The organism is Cellulosimicrobium sp. NPDC030954, assembly GCF_055571305.1.
Genome location: NZ_JBVIFN010000003.1, coordinates 426153 through 443404, shown reverse-complemented (window position 1 = coordinate 443404; position 17252 = coordinate 426153). Strand labels below are relative to the sequence as shown.

Annotated in this window: 14 protein-coding genes, 2 pseudogenes and 1 riboswitch; of the genes and pseudogenes, 10 read left to right on the top strand and 6 right to left on the bottom strand. The window is 73.2% G+C overall.

Annotation, left to right across the window (positions count from 1 at the left end; genetic code table 11):
* Positions 1-78: 78 nt before the first annotated feature.
* The 4 genes from ACZ402_RS09660 to ACZ402_RS09645 all read left to right on the top strand — a co-directional run bounded on the left by ACZ402_RS09660 (position 79) and on the right by ACZ402_RS09645 (position 5078).
* Positions 79-570 (top strand): GNAT family N-acetyltransferase, encoded by a 492-nt coding sequence (locus ACZ402_RS09660; RefSeq protein ID WP_375823145.1) that lies wholly within the window; start codon positions 79-81, stop codon positions 568-570.
* A gap of 413 nt (positions 571-983) precedes the next feature.
* On the top strand, positions 984-2543 hold the full coding sequence (gene mmsA / locus ACZ402_RS09655; RefSeq protein WP_375823144.1) for a multiple monosaccharide ABC transporter ATP-binding protein: 1560 nt from the start codon (positions 984-986) through the stop codon (positions 2541-2543).
* A 50-nt stretch (positions 2544-2593) separates the two neighbouring features.
* Positions 2594-3883 carry a multiple monosaccharide ABC transporter permease gene (gene mmsB / locus ACZ402_RS09650; protein WP_375823143.1) on the top strand — a complete coding sequence of 430 codons (1290 nt, stop codon included), beginning with the start codon at positions 2594-2596 and terminating at the stop codon, positions 3881-3883.
* An 82-nt stretch (positions 3884-3965) separates the two neighbouring features.
* Positions 3966-5078 (top strand): substrate-binding domain-containing protein, encoded by a 1113-nt coding sequence (locus ACZ402_RS09645; RefSeq protein WP_375823142.1) that lies wholly within the window; start codon positions 3966-3968, stop codon positions 5076-5078.
* Positions 5079-5222: 144 nt separating this feature from the next.
* Here the strand turns inward: ACZ402_RS09645 and purU are convergent, their stop codons facing one another.
* Positions 5223-6143, bottom strand: coding sequence for a formyltetrahydrofolate deformylase (gene purU, locus ACZ402_RS09640; RefSeq protein WP_375823141.1), 921 nt, complete (start codon positions 6141-6143; stop codon positions 5223-5225).
* 104 nt (positions 6144-6247) lie between these two features.
* Between purU and ACZ402_RS09635 the strand changes: the two genes are divergently transcribed.
* From ACZ402_RS09635 to ACZ402_RS09610, 6 genes are all read left to right on the top strand, one after another.
* Positions 6248-6766, top strand: coding sequence for a GNAT family N-acetyltransferase (locus tag ACZ402_RS09635; RefSeq protein ID WP_205205356.1), 519 nt, complete (start codon positions 6248-6250; stop codon positions 6764-6766).
* Positions 6767-6815: 49 nt separating this feature from the next.
* A riboswitch (ZMP/ZTP riboswitch) is annotated at positions 6816-6926 on the top strand.
* Between the two features lie 81 nt (positions 6927-7007).
* Positions 7008-8297: a serine hydroxymethyltransferase gene (gene glyA, locus ACZ402_RS09630; protein ID WP_375823140.1), complete on the top strand. Its 1290-nt coding sequence runs from the start codon at positions 7008-7010 to the stop codon at positions 8295-8297.
* On the top strand, positions 8294-9175 hold the full coding sequence (locus ACZ402_RS09625) for a bifunctional methylenetetrahydrofolate dehydrogenase/methenyltetrahydrofolate cyclohydrolase (protein WP_375823139.1): 882 nt from the start codon (positions 8294-8296) through the stop codon (positions 9173-9175). The genes glyA and ACZ402_RS09625 overlap by 4 nt, the downstream gene beginning before the upstream one ends.
* A gap of 83 nt (positions 9176-9258) precedes the next feature.
* Positions 9259-10101 (top strand): MFS transporter, encoded by an 843-nt coding sequence (locus ACZ402_RS09620; protein ID WP_375823138.1) that lies wholly within the window; start codon positions 9259-9261, stop codon positions 10099-10101.
* Positions 10102-10140: 39 nt separating this feature from the next.
* Positions 10141-10674 carry a hypothetical protein gene (locus tag ACZ402_RS09615; protein WP_375823137.1) on the top strand — a complete coding sequence of 178 codons (534 nt, stop codon included), beginning with the start codon at positions 10141-10143 and terminating at the stop codon, positions 10672-10674.
* A 102-nt stretch (positions 10675-10776) separates the two neighbouring features.
* Positions 10777-11580, top strand: coding sequence for an exodeoxyribonuclease III (locus ACZ402_RS09610; RefSeq protein ID WP_375823136.1), 804 nt, complete (start codon positions 10777-10779; stop codon positions 11578-11580).
* 94 nt (positions 11581-11674) lie between these two features.
* Here ACZ402_RS09610 and galK read toward each other — a convergent pair.
* The 5 genes and pseudogenes from galK to ACZ402_RS09585 form a co-directional block, all read right to left on the bottom strand.
* A pseudogene (gene galK, locus ACZ402_RS09605) lies at positions 11675-12847 on the bottom strand (galactokinase); the annotation flags it as partial.
* 144 nt (positions 12848-12991) lie between these two features.
* Positions 12992-14194: pseudogene (gene galT / locus ACZ402_RS09600) on the bottom strand (galactose-1-phosphate uridylyltransferase); the annotation flags it as partial.
* A 55-nt stretch (positions 14195-14249) separates the two neighbouring features.
* A complete protein-coding gene (locus ACZ402_RS09595; RefSeq protein WP_375823135.1) occupies positions 14250-15023 on the bottom strand; it encodes a DeoR/GlpR family DNA-binding transcription regulator in 774 nt (257 codons plus the stop codon).
* Between the two features lie 166 nt (positions 15024-15189).
* A complete protein-coding gene (locus ACZ402_RS09590; protein WP_375823176.1) occupies positions 15190-16422 on the bottom strand; it encodes an ABC transporter permease in 1233 nt (410 codons plus the stop codon).
* A gap of 68 nt (positions 16423-16490) precedes the next feature.
* Entirely contained in the window at positions 16491-17141 is a 651-nt protein-coding gene (locus tag ACZ402_RS09585) for an ABC transporter ATP-binding protein (RefSeq protein ID WP_375823175.1), read from the bottom strand.
* Between the last annotated feature and the right edge of the window lie 111 nt (positions 17142-17252).

Sequence of the window (17252 nt, the reverse complement as noted above, 5' to 3'; positions counted from 1 at the left end):
CTCTACCTCGGCAGACCCGGCTCTACCTCGGCTGACCATGGCTCTACCTCGGCAGGCGAGGTGCTACGGTCGCTGGCCGTGACCACCTCGTCCCCGCCCGCCGTCGGGCCGACGCCGGGCCTCGCGTTCCGCACGGCCGTCGCCGCGGACCTGCCGCGCGTGGTCGCGCTCATCGCGGACGACGCCATCGCCCGGGCCCGGACGGGGGAGGTCGGCCCCGCGCACGAGGCGGCGTTCGCCGCGATCGACGCCGACCCGAACAACGAGCTGGTCGTGGTCGAGCTCGACGGCGAGGTCGTCGGCACGATGCAGCTCACCGTGGTCCCGGGGATCTCGCGACGCGGAGCGTCGCGGCTCCTCGTCGAGGCGGTCCGGGTCGACCGGCGGCTGCGGGGGCAGGGAGTCGGTCGCACCATGATGGCGTGGGCGCACGCGTGGGGCGTCGCGCGCGGCTGCGCGCTCGCCCAGCTCACGTCCGACAAGCAGCGGACCGACGCGCACCGGTTCTACCGCGCGCTCGGGTACGAGCAGTCGCACGAGGGCTTCAAGCTCTCCCTCCCGCCGCGGTAGGCCCGCGGCCGTCTCGCTCCACCCGACCGCCACCACCACCGCGCTCGCCACCACGGCCGCGACCGCCACCGCGACAGCGGTCGCCACTGCGACTGCGATCGCCTCTGCCACCGCGACCGCCGGCTGCCGTCCCGCGGGGAAACCCTCCCTGTCGCATAGAGCGCTCTCACGTCTTCAGTTCCTGACCGCGTGGGAGCGTTCTCCCTCTGTTTACGCTCACATCAACGGCCGTTCTGCCGGTCGCCGTGGGACCAAGGTCGCTGTTTGGTCACAGTTCTCCGGATCCTTGCGTTCAGGAGTTGACGCCAAGAACGTGACCGGCATAACGTCAGGCCCGCTCGGACGGCGCTGAGGGTGTCCGGGTCCGCGGGGCACAGGTGCCCGGCGAGCTGTCCTCGGCAGGAGGAGGTCCGATGACGGACGAGCGCGTGATCCTCGAGATGCGAGGCATCACCAAGGAGTTCCCGGGCGTGCGCGCCCTCGACGACGTGAACCTGCGGGTGCGGGCCGGAGAGATCCACGCGATCTGCGGCGAGAACGGCGCCGGCAAGTCGACGCTCATGAAGGTGCTGTCGGGCGTGTACCCGCACGGGACGTACTCGGGCGACATCTACTACGACGGTATGGAGGTCCAGTTCAAGGACATCCGGTCGAGCGAGCACGCGGGGATCGTCATCATCCACCAGGAGCTCGCGCTGATCCCCGAGCTCTCGATCACCGAGAACATCTTCCTCGGGAACGAGGTCAAGGGTGCGTTCGGCATCGACTGGGGCGCGGCCCGTCGGCGCGCCGAGGAGCTCATGGCGCGCGTCGGCCTCCAGGAGTCGCCCGACGCCCAGATCAAGAGCATCGGCGTCGGCAAGCAGCAGCTCGTCGAGATCGCCCGCGCGCTCGCCAAGGACGTGCGCCTGCTCATCCTCGACGAGCCCACGTCGGCGCTCAACGAGGAGGACTCCGAGCACCTGCTCGACCTGCTCCGCGGCCTGCGGTCCAAGGGCCTGACGAGCATCATGATCTCCCACAAGCTCAACGAGATCGAGGAGATCGCCGACTCGATCACGATCATCCGCGACGGCCGCTCGATCGAGACCCTCGACGTCCAGGGCGACGAGGTCGACGAGGACCGGATCATCCGCGGGATGGTCGGCCGCTCGCTCGAGTCGCGCTTCCCTGAGCACACGCCCTCCATCGGCGAGACGTTCTTCGAGGTCGAGGGCTGGACCGTCGAGCACCCCGAGGTGCCGGGCCGCTACGTGTGCAAGGGCTCGACGTTCCACGTCCGCCGCGGCGAGATCGTCGGCTTCGCCGGGATCATGGGCGCCGGCCGCACCGAGCTCGCGCGGTCCCTCTTCGGGCGGTCGTACGGGCGCTACAAGTCCGGCGTCGTGCGCATCGACGGCCGCGAGGTGTCCCTGCCCACGGTGCTCTCGGCGATCGAGAACCGGATCGCCTACGTCCCCGAGGACCGCAAGGCGCTGGGGCTGAACCTGCTCGACACGATCCTCGGCACCATCCAGGCGGCCAACCTGCCGCGCATCGCGAAGGCGGGCGTCATCGACCGGGACGCGGCGTTCGTCGCGGCCGAGTCGTACCGCAAGGCGTTCTCCATCAAGGCGCCGAGCGTGCACGAGGGCGTCTCCAAGCTGTCGGGCGGCAACCAGCAGAAGGTCCTGCTCGCCAAGTGGATGTATACCGAGCCGGAGCTCCTCATCCTCGACGAGCCGACGCGCGGCATCGACGTGGGCGCCAAGTACGAGATCTACGGCCTCGTCCAGAAGCTCGCCGACGCGGGCCGCGGCGTGGTGGTCATCTCGTCCGAGCTGCCCGAGCTCCTCGGTCTGTGCGACCGCATCTACACCGTCTTCGAGGGGCGGATCACGGGCGAGGTCCCCGGGTCGGAGGCGACCCAGGAGGGGCTCATGCGCCTCATGACCGGCACGCCCGGCGACGCACCCTCCGACGCCGCCGCCTGAGCGCGCCCCCACCCAGCCACCGCATCGCAACCGAGAAGGAACCACCGACGATGTCGTCCATCAAGCAGCTGCTGAGCGGGGGAGCGCGCCAGTTCGGCATGCTCTTCGCGCTCCTCGCCCTGATCATCTTCTTCCAGGTCGCCACGGGCGGGCGGGTCCTCACGCCGAGCAACGCGCAGAACCTGCTCAACGGCAACTCCTACATCCTCATCCTCGCCATCGGCATGGTCCTCGTGATCATCGCGGGCCACATCGACCTGTCCGTCGGGTCGGTGGCCGCGGTGACCGGCATCATCGTGGCCCTCGCGATCCGCGACTGGGGCATCCCCTGGTGGCTCGGCATCCTGCTCGGACTGAGCGTCGGGGCGGTCATCGGCGCGTGGCAGGGCTTCTGGGTCGCCTACGTCGGCATCCCCGGGTTCATCACGACCCTCGCCGGCATGATGCTCTTCCGCGGCCTCAACCAGTTCATCGGTGACTCGAACACCGTCCCCGTCCCGCAGGAGCTCCAGACGCTCGGCGGCGGCTACCTGCCCGAGTGGGGTCCGAACACGGGCCTCAACAACTCGACGCTGCTGCTCGGGATCGTCGCGATCGCGTTCGTCGTGTGGTCCGAGCTCCGCCGCCGCGCGAGCGCCCGCAAGCTCGGCGCCGAGCCGGTCCCGACCTCGGTCGCCGTGACGCGCGTCGTCCTCTTCAGCGCCGTCATCGCCTACCTCACGTACCTCTACGGGTCGGGCCGTGTCGGCACGTCGTTCCCGGTGCCCGCGCTCGTCCTGGTGCTCCTCGTCGTCGTCTACCAGTTCGTGGCGTCGCGGACCATCACCGGTCGCCACGTCTACGCGGTGGGCGGCAACCGCGCCGCGGCGGCGCTGTCCGGCGTGAACATCAAGCGCACCAACTTCTTCGTCATGATGAACATGTCGATCCTCGCGTCGCTGGCCGGGATGATCTTCATCGGCCGCTCGACGGCGTCGGGCCCCTTCGACGGCAACATGTGGGAGCTCGACGCGATCGCGGCCGTCTTCATCGGCGGCGCCGCCGTCTCCGGCGGTGTCGGCACGGTCGTCGGGTCCGTGATCGGTGGTCTGGTCATGGCCGTCCTCAACAACGGCCTCCAGCTCATGGGCGTCGGTTCCGACCTGACCCAAATCATCAAGGGCCTCGTGCTCCTCGCCGCCGTGGCGTTCGACGTCTACAACAAGGTGCAGGGTCGCCCGTCGATCATCGCGCTGATCTTCCCGTCGCGGCGCGACAAGGGCACGGGCGCCGTCACGGGCGCCGACGACCTCCAGGCCGAGGTCCCCGTCGAGGCCGGGGCCACCGCCGCCAAGGGCTGACCCGAGCACCTCTCACGTCCCACCCACCGCACGACACCCTGACCGCATCCGACGACGGATGCCCGACAAGAAAGTGGTACCCATGAAGAAGCTCACCACGACGCTCCTGGCGCTCACCGCCGCGAGCGCGCTCGTGCTCAGCGGCTGCTCCTCCGACCGCGGGGGCGAGTCGGGTGGCGGAGAGACGTCCGGTGGCGGCGAGTCCGCGGCGGCCGGCTTCGAGGAGGGCGCGACCATCGGCGTGGCGCTCCCGCAGAAGACGTCGGAGAACTGGGTGCTCGCCGAGCAGCTGTTCAACGACGGCCTGACCGAGGCCGGCTTCAAGCCGATCGTCCAGTTCGCCAACGGCGGCGTCTCGGAGCAGCAGAGCCAGATCGACGCCATGGTCGAGCAGGGCGCGAAGGTCATCATCGTCGGCGCCGTCGACGGGTCGCAGCTCGGCAGCCAGCTCAAGAACGCCAAGGACAACGGCGCGACCGTGATCGCCTACGACCGTCTCGTGAAGAACACGGACGCCGTCGACGAGTACATCGCGTTCGACAACTTCCAGGTCGGCGTCCTCCAGGGCGAGGCGCTGCTCCAGGGCCTGGCCGAGCGCAAGGGCGAGGGCCCGTACAACATCGAGCTCATCGCCGGCTCGTCCGACGACGCGAACTCGACGCCGTTCTTCGAGGGCGCCATGAGCGTGCTCGACCCGAAGATCGAGGACGGCACGCTCGTCATCCCGTCCGGCCAGACCTCGTTCGAGCAGGTCTCGACGCAGGGCTGGAAGGCCGAGAACGCGCAGAAGCGCATGGACACCGTGCTCTCGGGCAGCTACTCCGACAAGGAGCTCGACGGCGTCCTGTCGCCGAACGACACCCTCGCTCGCGCGGCGCTCACGTCGGCCAAGCAGGCCGGCAAGGAGACCCCGGTCATCACCGGTCAGGACTCCGAGGTCGAGTCGGTCAAGTCGATCGTCGCGGGCGAGCAGTACTCGACGATCTACAAGGACACGCGCAAGCTCGTCGAGGAGTCGATCAACGCGGTGAAGGCGCTCCAGGCGGGCGAGGAGCCGGAGATCAACGACACCGAGTCCTACGACAACGGCGTCAAGGTCGTCCCGGCCTTCCTCCTCGAGCCGATCATCGTCACGCAGGAGAACGCGGCCGAGGTCTACGCGGGTGACCCCACCCTCGAGGAGCTCACCAAGTGACCCGTTCGCTCTGAGCGACCGGGAGACGGCGGCGTACCGGCACGCCGCCGCGCGACGGCCCCCGTCACGTCCTCGGACGTGGCAGGGGCCGCCGTCGTGCAGGGGAGCGGTGCCGGTCGCCGGGGAGCCCGGGGCGGCGACGGCTCAGCGGAAGACGACGGTGCGGTGCCCGTCCAGGAGCACGCGGTGCTCCGCGTGCCAGCGCACCGCGCGCGCCAGCGTCTGGCGCTCGACGTCCTCGCCGATCGCGACGAGGTCCTCGACCCGGCGCGAGTGGTCGACGCGCTCGACGTCCTGCTCGATGATCGGGCCCTCGTCGAGGTCGCCCGTCACGTAGTGCGACGTCGCACCGATGAGCTTGACGCCCCGGTCGTGCGCCTGCGCGTACGGGCGGGCGCCCTTGAAGCTCGGCAGGAACGAGTGGTGGATGTTGATGATGCGCCCCGGCATCTCGCGGCACAGCTCGTCCGAGAGGATCTGCATGTAGCGCGCGAGGACGACGAGCTCGACGTCGAGCTCCGTCACGAGCCCGCGCAGGCGCGCCTCGGCGTCGGCCTTGGTGTCCCGGGTCACGGGGACGTGGTGGAACGGCTTGCCGTAGAACGTCGCGATGTCCTCGAGGTCGCGGTGGTTGCCGACGACGCCGACGACCTCGATGGGCATGCCCTGCGAGCGCTCGCGGTAGAGCAGGTCGACGAGGCAGTGCGGCGCCTTGGAGACCATGAGCAGCGTGCGGACGCGACGCCCGACGGCGTCGAGCTGCCACGTCATCGCAAACCGCGCCGCGACCTCCTCGACCGCGCGCTCGATCTCGGCGCGCTCCGCGGCGGCCTCGACCTGCACGCGCATGAAGAACAGCCCCGAGAGCGGGTCGCCGAACTGCTGCGACTCCGTGATGTTGCCCCCGAGCCGGGCGAGCGCGCCGGCGACGGCGTGGACGATCCCCGGCCCGTCCGGGCACGAGAGCGTGAGGACCCAGTGCGTGGGGTCGCCGGTCGGGGGCTGCGCGGTGCGGAGCGCCGAGGTGTCGGGGACGTCGGCGCCACGGGGATCTGTCGTGGACACCCCTCAGAGGGTAGCCGCGTCTCGGCGGCGAGGAGGCCGCCGTTCGGCCGGACATCATCCGGGCACGCGCGGTCGCGCCGTGCGATGTCTGACACCATGTCCCCATGAACGACGCGCAGATCACGACCCGCCTCGTCGACGACGCGGAGGCCGGTGAGCTCCTGACCCTGCGGCGGGCGGCGTTCGTCACCGAGGCGCAGCTCTACCAGGACCCCAACATCCCCCCGCTGACCCAGACCCTCCACGAGCTGCGCGAGGACCTCGCGCGCGAGGACGTCGTGACGATCGGGGCGTGGCTCGGCCCGCGCCTGGTCGGCTCGGTCCGCGTCGAGATCGAGGACAGCAAGGCGACGCTCGGGCGGCTCGCGGTCGCGCCGGACATGCAGGGCCGCGGCATCGGTACGCAGATGCTCTTCGAGGTGCTGCCGTACCTCCCGGAGCAGACCACGGAGATCTGGGTCTTCACGGGCAAGGACTCCAAGCAGAACCTCGCGATGTACACCAAGCACGGGTACGAGGAGCAGTACGACAAGGCCGCCGGCGACCTCACCTACACCTACCTGCGCCGCATCCTCGGCGAGGCCGAGGCGCGCAACGAGTCCGACGCCGTCGGGCAGGAGTAGCGGGCGACGGGCGAGAGCCCGGGGCTCGCCCGCGGGCCGTGCGCTAGGATCGACGCGTCGCGACTGGCGCCGCCCGGTGGATCTCCGCCCGGGCAGGGTGGATCACCACCGGGGAGCGACACGCTGTGCAGACGACGGGTCGTTCGCCTGGGCCCCGGGTCACCCCCTGGTGGGGCGTACCCGGCGAGCCGGGAACGTGACCACCGACGACACACTGCCAAGCACCCGCGGAGGAGACGCCATGAGCGCCCAGCCAGCCGACAACGTCCTCGACACCCCGCTCGCCGAGCTCGACCCCGAGATCGCGGCCGTCCTCGACGGGGAGCTCGCGCGCCAGCGCGACACCCTCGAGATGATCGCGTCCGAGAACTTCGTGCCCCGCGCCGTCCTGCAGGCGCAGGGCTCCGTGCTCACCAACAAGTACGCCGAGGGCTACCCGGGCCGCCGCTACTACGGCGGCTGCGAGCAGGTCGACATCGCGGAGAACCTCGCGATCGCGCGCGCCAAGGAGCTGTTCGGCGCCGAGCACGCCAACGTCCAGCCGCACTCGGGCGCCACGGCCAACGCAGCCGTCCTCCACGCGCTCATCAACAAGGGCGACAAGATCCTCGGCCTCGAGCTGGCGCACGGCGGCCACCTCACGCACGGCATGAAGATCAACTTCTCCGGCAAGCTCTACGACGTCGCGGCGTACGGCGTGGACCCGCAGTCGTACCGCATCGAGATGGACGAGGTGCGCAAGCAGGCCCTCGAGACGCGTCCCGACGTCATCATCGGCGGCTGGTCCGCGTACCCCCGTCACCTCGACTTCGCGGCGTTCCGCGAGATCGCCGACGAGGTCGGCGCGAAGCTCTGGGTGGACATGGCGCACTTCGCGGGCCTCGTGGCCGCGGGCCTGCACCCGTCCCCGGTGCCGTACGCCGACGTCGTCTCCTCCACGGTCCACAAGACGATCGGCGGCCCGCGCTCCGGCTTCATCCTGAGCAAGGAGGAGTACGCCAAGAAGATCGACTCCGCCGTGTTCCCGGGCCAGCAGGGCGGCCCGCTCATGCACGTCGTCGCCGCCAAGGCCGTGTCGTTCAAGATCGCGGGCTCGGACGACTTCCGCGACCGCCAGGAGCGCACGCTGCGCGGCGCGAGCATCATCGCCGACCGCCTCGCCCAGGCCGACGTGGCCCAGGCCGGCGTCTCCGTCCTCACGGGCGGCACCGACGTGCACCTCGTGCTCGTCGACCTGCGCCACTCCGCGCTCGACGGCCAGCAGGCCGAGGACCTCCTGCACGAGGTCGGCATCACCGTGAACCGCAACGCCGTGCCGTTCGACCCGCGCCCCCCGCGCGTCACGTCCGGCCTGCGCATCGGCACGCCCGCGCTCGCGACCCGCGGCTTCGGCGACGCCGAGTTCACCGAGGTCGCCGACATCATCGCGATCGCCCTGCGCGAGGGTGCCGCGGCCGACGCCGACACGCTGCGCGCCCGCGTGCAGAAGCTCACGGCCGACTTCCCGCTGTACCCGGGCCTCCACCAGTGACCGCGCAGATCCTCGACGGCAAGGCGACCGCCGCCACCATCAAGGCCGAGCTCAAGGACCGCCTCGCGGTCCTCGCCGGGAAGGGCGTCGTGCCCGGCCTGGGCACGCTCCTGGTCGGTGACGACCCGGGCTCGCAGTGGTACGTCGCGGGCAAGCACCGTGACTGCGCCGAGGTCGGCCTGTCCTCGATCCGCGAGGACCTGCCCGGCGACGCGACGCAGGAGGAGATCGAGGCCGCGGTCCGCCGCCTCAACGAGGACCCGGCCTGCACGGGGTACATCGTGCAGCTCCCGCTCCCGAAGGGCATCGACACCAACCGCGTGCTCGAGCTCATCGACCCGGCCAAGGACGCCGACGGACTGCACCCGACCAACCTCGGGCGCCTCGTCCTGCGCGTCAACGAGGAGGTGACCTCGCCGCTCCCGTGCACGCCGCGCGGGATCATCGAGCTCATCGAGCGGCACGGGATCTCCCTCGCGGGCAAGGAGGTCGTGGTCGTGGGCCGCGGCGTGACGGTCGGCCGCTCGATCGGCCTGCTGCTCACGCGCCGGGCCGTCAACGCGACCGTGACGCTCACGCACACCGGGACGACCGACCTCGCGGAGCTCGTGCGCCGCGCCGACGTCGTCGTCGCGGCGGCGGGCGTCCAGGGCATCATCACGCGCGACATGGTCAAGCCGGGCGCGGTCGTCATCGACGTCGGCGTCTCGCGCGAGGTCGACCCCGAGACGGGCAAGAGCCGGGTCGTCGGGGACGCCGCGCCCGACGTCGCCGAGGTCGCGGGCTGGATCTCGCCGAACCCCGGCGGGGTCGGGCCCATGACGCGCGCGATGCTCCTCGCGAACGTCGTCGACGCGGCGGAGCGCGCCTCCGTCTGACCTCTCCCAGGGCGCGGTCGTGGATCACCACGGCCGCGCCCTGCGGCGTTCCCGGGGCGGCTCGCAGGCGCTAGTCTGCGCGGGTGACGAGGGCGCGCATCGCGACGACGGCGGCGTACGCCGTGCAGGGCTTCGGGTTCGCCGTGGTGCTCACCAGCATCCCCGGGTACAAGGAACGGCTCGGCATGGGCGACGACGTCGTCACGCTCGTCGTGCTGGGCGTCTGCGTCTTCGCCGGGCTGGGCAGCGCGCTGTCCGGCGTCGTGGCGGCGCTGCGCGGCGCGCGCGCCGTGGTCGTGGGCGGCCTGTTGCTCGCGGCGCTCGCGGTGGCGGGCGTCGGGCTCGCGCCGTCGTGGCCGGCGTTCTTCGTGGCGATCGGGCTCTACGGGCTTGCGCTCGGCGCCGTCGACGCCGCGATGAACATGCTCGGGATCGACGTCGAGCGCGCGCACGGGCGCAGCCTGCTCGCGTCGTTCTTCGCCGCGAACGCCGCCGGCGGCGTGCTCGGCGCGCTCGCCGTGTCGGGCAGCGCGCTCGTCGGGCTCGGCCAGCCGGTCGCGCTCCCGCTCGTGGCGCTCCTCGTGGCCGCGGGCGCCGTCTGGCTCGCGCTACGGCTGCCCGACGGCGGCACCACCGTCCCGGGCGCCGTGGCCCCGGGCGGGACTCCGGGCACCGAGCGGCCGACCGAGGCGGGCCCGGTAGCGGTCGGGGTCGCGGACGACGGCCGCGGCGTGGCAGCGCTCGGGACCGTGCCGTGGGTCGCGGCGGGCACGATCGCGCTGCTCGGCGCGGGGATGCTCGCGTTCCCCGTCGCCGACTCGGCCGTGTCGAGCTGGAGCGCGACGTTCCTGCGCGACGTCCTCGCGGCGAGCGCCGCCGCCGCACCCCTGGGGTACGCGGCGTACCAGGCGGCCCTCATCGTGTAGCGGCTCGTCGGCGACGGCCTCGTCGAGCGTCTCGGCCGGGTGCGTGTCGTGCGGCTGGGCGGCACGCTCGGCGCCCTCGGGTTCGTCGCGGTGGCGGCGGCCCCCGCCTGGCCCGTCGCGGTGCTCGGCCTCGCGGCGACCGGGCTCGGGCTCGGCGTCGTCGCGCCCCTCGCCTTCTCGGCGATCGGGGACCGGGCCCGCGAGGCGGTGGCGGCAGGCTCGGTGAGCACCGGGCCCGCGACCTCGGGCGGTCGCGTCGAGGACGCCGTCGGGGTCGACCGGGTCGTCGAGGACGTGCTCGTCGACGTGGACGCGGGCGTGGCTCCGGTCGAACCTTCCGCCGGGATCGTCGCGACGGTCACGGACCGTGCGGTCGCGCGCCTCAACGTCTTCACCTACGCGGGCGCGGTGCTCGGCGGCGTGCTCACGGGCGTCTTCGCGACCGCCCACCACCTCCGGGTCGGGTTCGTCGTCCTCGCCGTGCTCGCCGCGGTGTCGGCGGTGCTCGCCGGCGCGTTCCGGCCCGCCCGCGTCGCCCTCGTGAGCGTGAGCGAGACCACGCCGCCCGCGTGACGAGAGGGAGCCGTCCTGTCGGTGGCGTGTGATGGGATGGCCGGCGTGCCGCGGCCGTCCTGGCAGCCGCGCGCGACCGTCATCGAGGGAGGACGAGCCCACTTGCTCACCATCGCCACCGCCAACGTCAACGGCATCCGTGCCGCCTACCGCCGCGGGATGGACGCCTGGATCGCGTCCCGGACGCCCGACGTCCTCCTGCTCCAGGAGGTCCGCGCCCCCGACTCGATCGTGAACGACTTCCTCGACGGGTGGCACGTCGCGCACCAGGCGTGCGACATCAAGGGCCGGGCCGGCGTCGCCGTCGCGTCCCGGCTGCCCGTCTCGGCGGTGCGCGTCGGGCTGGGCGCCGGCGAGCCGGAGCCGCCCGTCGACACGGGCCGCTGGGTCGAGGCGGACCTCGAGCTGCCCGACGGCGGTCGCCTCACCGTGATCTCCGCGTACATCCACTCCGGCACCGTGAGCCAGCCGGAGACGATGGTCGCGAAGTACGCCTACCTCGAGAAGGTCACTGCGCGCCTGCGCGAGCTCGCGGCCACGGGGGAGAAGGTGGTCCTGGCGGGCGACCTCAACATCGCGCACCACAACGTCGACATCAAGAACTGGCGCGGCAACCTCAAGAGCGCCGGCTTCCTGCCGGAGGAGCGCGCGTACGTCGACACCTGGCTCGGCCAGATCGGCCTCGTCGACCTCGGCCGCGTCCACGGCGGCGAGGGCCCCGGCCCGTTCACGTGGTGGTCGTGGCGCGGGCGCGCGTTCGACAACGACTCGGGCTGGCGCATCGACTACCAGCTCGCCACGCCGTCGCTCGCCGAGCGCGCCGTCAAGGTCGAGGTCGACCGCGCGCCGTCGCACGACGAGCGCTGGAGCGACCACGCCCCGCTCGTCGTCACCTACGACCTCTGAGACGTCCCGGCCCCGCCGAGCACGACACGAGGGTCGTCCTGCGGCACATGGCGACCCTCATGTCGTGCTCGGCGGTGCGTGAGGTCGTGTCGGGTCAGGCGACGCGCTCGGCCGGTGCGGACGGGGTCGCGAGGAGGAAGCCGGGGGCGCCGAGGCCCTCACGCTCGAACGCCGCGCGGACGGCGTCGGCGACGGCCTCGACCTGGTCGGCGCGGACGAGCGCGATCGCGGAGCCGCCGAACCCGCCGCCGGTCATGCGCGCACCGAGGGCGCCGGCGACGCGCGCGGCGTCCACGGCGACGTCGAGCTCGACGCTCGAGACCTCGTAGTCGTCGCGCAGCGACGCGTGCGACGCGTTCATGAGCGGCCCGACGGCGTCGGGGCGGCCGTCGCGCAGGAGCGCGACGAGATCGCGCACGCGGCCGATCTCCGTGACGACGTGACGCACGCGGCGGCGCGCGACGCCGTCGGCCAGCTTCTCCAGGGCGACGGCGAGGGTGCCGGTGGGGTCGTCGCTCGCGGCGACGGCGTCCGCGAGCTCGCGCAGGGAGCCCAGCCCGAGCGTGCGGGCGGCGTCCTCGCACGTCGCGCGCCGCGCCGCGTACTGGCCGTCGACGAGCCGGTGCTCGGCGCGCGTGTCGACGACGAGCAGGGCGAGGCCCGCGGCGTCGAGGTCGAACGGGACCTGCTCGGCGGACTCGACCGGGTCGAGCCCGGGCCGGCAGTCGAGGAGGAGCGCGTGCCCGGCGTGCGCGCGCAGGGACGCGGACTGGTCCATGCCGCCCGTCGGCGCGCCCGCGATCTCGTTCTCGGCGCGGACGCTCGCGGCGGCCAGGGCGGCGCGGCCGGCGTCGGTCGCGGCCAGGCCCAGCCCGGCGACGTCGTCGAGCGCGACCGCGACCGCGCACTCGAGCGCGGCCGACGAGGAGAGCCCGGCGCCGAACGGGACGCTCGAGTCGACCGCCGCGTCGAAGCCCGTGATCGCGCCGGGGTCGGCGCCCTGGGCGACGAGGTGCTCCCGCAGGGCCCAGGCGACGCCCGCGACGTACGAGCCCCAGCCCGCGACCGTGCCCGGCGCGACGTCGTCGAGCGTCGTCGTCCACGTCTCGCCGGGCGCCTGGGCCGACGCGAGCCGGATGACCGAGTCCGTGCGCGGGCGCAGCGCGACGAACGTGCGGTGGGGGAGCGCGATCGGCAGGCACAGGCCCGCGTTGTAGTCGGTGTGCTCGCCGATGAGGTTGACGCGGCCGGGCGCCGCCCAGACGTGGACGTCGTCCTCGTGCTCGCGGGCGGTCTCGGCACGGGGGGCGGCCGCGTCGGCCCCGAACGCGGTGGCGAAGACCGCGCGAGCCCGGGCCGCGCCGTCGTCGTCGGACCACGAGCGGACCCACCCGCGCGCCGCGCTCGACGGGGCGAGCTCCTGGAGCCGCGCCGCGATCCGCTCGGGCGTCGTGTCGCTGATCCACGCGCCCATGCCGGACTCCGAGCCGGCGAGGTACTTGAGCTTGCCCGGCGCGCGCAGGACGGAGAAGACCTGGAGGTGCAGCCGGGCGAGCGTCACGTCGTCCGTGCCCCCGTCCGCGACGGAGCGGCCCTCGTGCGCCGGCGCCTGGTGCCACGCGGCGATGTAGGGGAGCGGGATGGGGTCGCCGTCGGCCGTCTCGAAGAACCGGTCGAGGCGGCGCAGGAGCTCGAGGTAGGCGGTCGCGAGGTCGTCGCGCTCGGCGTCGGTGAGGGCCGGAAGGTCGGGCACGTCGCGTCGCGGGGCGAGGTGGACCTCGACGGGCCAGCGCGCCGCGAACGGCACGTAGGCGACCCAGTGCTCGGTCTCGAGCACGACGCGGCGCCCGTCCGCGAGCTCGGAGTCGAGGACGTCGCGCAGCAGGCTTCGGCCCGTGCTGCGGTGGTGCTCGCGCGCCTCGTCGAGCAGCGCCCGCGTGCGGGGCGTGACGTAGGGGTAGCCGTAGATCTGCCCGTGCGGGTGGTGCAGCGTGACGCCGATCTCCTGGCCCCGGTTCTCGAAGCAGAAGACCTGCTCCACGCCCGGCTCGGCCCCGAGGGCGGCGGTACGGTCGGCCCACGCGTCGATGATCGTGCGCACGCGCTGCGGCGAGAGCGCGCCGAACGACGTGCGGTGGTCGCTCGAGAAACACACGACCTCGCACCGGCCCGCAGCCGGGGCGTGGAGCTGGAGCGGCGCGTCCGCGACGACGGCGTCCTCGACCCCGGGGACCCGCTGCAGCGACGGGAAGCGGTTCTCGAAGACGACGACGTCGTAGTCGGTGTCCGGGACCTCGCCGTCGGAGTACGCGGCGCCGGGGCGCGCGGGGCACAGCGGGCACGAGTCGGCCGCGGGGAGGAACGTGCGGTTCATCCGGTGCGCGGCGAGCGGGACCCAGTCGCCCGTGAGGGGGTCGCGGCGCATCTCGGGGCCGACGTACGGGCGCGGGGTCCCGTCGGGGCCGGGCACCGGGGCGAACCGGTCGGGCAGCGGCCGCGGGTCGTCGAGCCGACGTGAGCGTTCACCCGAGACGTACGCGGGCGAGTCGTCGAAGTAGACGAGCTCGCGGCCGTCGGCGAGGTGGGTCGAGGTGCGGCGCAGGTGCGGGTTCATGCGTGCGGTGTTCCGATCGCGGTGCGGTGGGGGAGGAGGCGGCTGCGGTCCGCCGTCAGGTGACGACGAGCTGCTCGACGAGGTCCTGGACCCGCGCGCGCTGGTCCTCGGCGAGCCCGGCGTCGGTGATGAGGACGTCCACGTCGGCGAACGTCGCGAAGACGCGCAGCCCGGTCGTGTGCCACTTCGTGTGGTCGGCGAGGACGACGGTGCGCCCCGCGGACTCGATGAGCGCGCGGTTGGTCGCGGCCTCGTCCAGGTTCGGGGTCGTGAGCCCGATCTCCGGGTCCACGCCGTGCGCGCCGACGAACGCGAGGTCGACGCGCAGGCCCGCGAGCGCGGACTCGGCGAGCGGGCCGACGAGCGCGTCGGACGGGGTGCGGCTGCCGCCGGTGAGGATCGTCTCCAGGCGCGGGTCGTTCGCCCGGTGCAGGATCTCGGCGACCGGGAGCGAGTTCGTGACCACCGTCAGGGGGCGCAGCGCGGGGTCCGCGGCGATGCGGGCCGCGAGCAGGTGCGTCGTCGTGCCGGCGCTGAGCGCCACCGACGCGTTCGCGGTGATGAGCCGGGCGGCGGCCGTCGCGATGGCCTCCTTCTCCGCGGCCTCGCGCGAGCTCTTGGCGGCGAAGCCCGGCTCGTGCGCGGTCGTGTGCGGGGCGACGGCGCCCCCGTGGACCTTGCGGACGAGGCCCTGGTCGGCGAGCTCGACGAGGTCGCGCCGGATCGTCATGTCCGACACCCCGAGCTCTCGGGTCAGGTCGCCGATGCGGACCGCGCCGTGGTCCCGGATCTCCGCGAGGATGCGCTCCTGGCGCTGTGAGGCGAGCATGCGAACAGTATTGTCCACATCGCCGAGAAATCCAACACGATCAAACACGACCAAACATCGTGTTGCTTGCGCGCAGGCTGACGACGACGGATCGCCCGGCGGGACGCCCGGTCAGGCACTCGTCCCGACCGGGCGACCCGGGCGACCACTCGGGCGACCCGTGCGGTCAGGTCCCGCCGCGGAGCGCCGCGATCGGCTCGATCGCCGCGGCCTTGAGCGCGGGGTAGGTGCCGGCGAGGAGGCCGACCACGCCGCCGAGGAGCGCCGCCCCGACGGCCATGCGGACGTCGAGGATCGGCGTCCACTCCTGCACCACGGAGACGACGACCACCGCGATCACGCCCAGCGCGGCCCCGACGAGGCCGCCCAGCAGCCCGACGACGACCGACTCCACGACGAACTGCGCGCCGATGTCGCGCCGGGTCGCCCCCAGGGCGCGCCGCAGCCCGATCTCGCCGACCCGCTCCATGACGGAGAGCAGCGTGATGTTGGCGATCCCCACCCCGCCGACGAGGAGCGCGATGCCGCCGAGCGCGAGGAAGATCGCGTTGACGTCCGCCTGGACGTTCTCCCGCAGCGCCGAGCCCGACGTGGGCGCCTTGACCACGAAGCCCTCCGGGGCGTTGGGGTCCAGCGCGACGGGCGCCTGCCGGGCCACGACGCTCCCCGCGCCCGTCGCGATCCGCAGCTGCAGCTCCTCCGGGGCGCCGACCCCGAAGTCGGCACGCGCCGTGCCGGCGGGGAGGATCACGGCGTCCAGCAGGTCGGTACGGCGCTGCACGTCGTCGACGATCCCCATCACCGTGTACGACCGCTCGCCCACGAAGACCGACGGCTGGCGGTCCACGCGGTTGATCCCGAGCCGCTCGGCCGCCCGGGCACCGAGGACCGCGACGCGGTCGGCGCGCGCGTCGTGCCCGGCGTCGAAGAACCGACCGGTGACGACCTCGCCCCGCACGGCGCCCAGGAGCCCCGGCGTCGCGGCGACGACGTCCGGGCTCGCCTGGGCGGCGACCGACGGGTCGTTGACGGGCACCGCCGTGACGGAGGCCCCCGCGACGTCCACGGCCGCGACCGCCCCCGCCTCCTCGACGCCCGCGAGGCGCAGCACGCGCTCGGGGCCGTCCCACGGAAGCTGCGCGACGGCGCGCTCCTCGCCCGACATGAGCGTCGTCGTCTTCGGCTCGACGACGACCTGCGTCGCCGCGACCGCGTCGAACTGCTTGCTGATCTGCCCGGCGGCGGTCTGCGCGAGGCCGACCGTCACGACGACGGACGCGATCCCCAGGACGGTCCCGAGCACGGTGAGCAGGAGCCGGCCGGGCCGCGCGGCGATCCCGTGCGCCGCCTCGGAGAACAGGTCGCGCGCGCCGAAGCGGTCGCGCCCGCGCACGCGCAGCCGGACGTCGCGCCCGGGACGCTCCGCGCCCCGTCGACGGGCGTGCCGGACCCGGTCCCACGGCGCCCTCACCGGTCCAGCTCCTCGAGCCGGCCGTCCGCGATCCGCACGCGCCGCTGGGCGCGCGCGGAGACGACCGGGTCGTGCGTGATGACGGCCAGCGTGAGCCCGTCCCCGTGGAGCTCGTCGAACAGGTCCATGACCTCCGCCGAGTTCGTCGAGTCGAGGTTGCCCGTGGGCTCGTCCGCGAGCAGCAGGTGCGGCGCGGCCACGATCGCCCGGGCGACCGCGACCCGCTGGCGCTCGCCGCCGGAGAGGGTGGTCGGGTGGAACGTCGTCCGGTGCGTGAGGTGCACTCGTTCGAGCGCCGTGCGGGCCCGCTCCTCCCGCTCCCCGCGCGGCACGCCGCTGTACAGGGTCGCGAGCAGGACGTTGTCGAGCACGGTGCGCTGCGGCAGCAGGTGGAAGGACTGGAAGACGAAGCCGATCCGACCGCCGCGCAGGCCCGAGCGCACCGACTCCGACGCGCTCCCGGTCGGGACGCCGTCGAGCAGGTACTCGCCCGACGTCGGGCGGTCGAGGAGGCCCAGGATGTTGAGCAGCGTGGACTTGCCCGAGCCCGACGGGCCGATGATCGACACGTACTCGCCGGGGTCCACGCGCAGGCTCACGCCGCGCAGCGCGTCCACCCGGGGCGGGCCCGGGAAGCTGCGCGACACGTCGACGAGGTCGACGACCGCGGCGGGCGCGCTCCCGGCGTCGGCACCGTCCGCGGCCGCGTCCGTCGACCTCGTGCCGTCGGGCGCTCCCGGGGCCACCGCGTCGGGGCC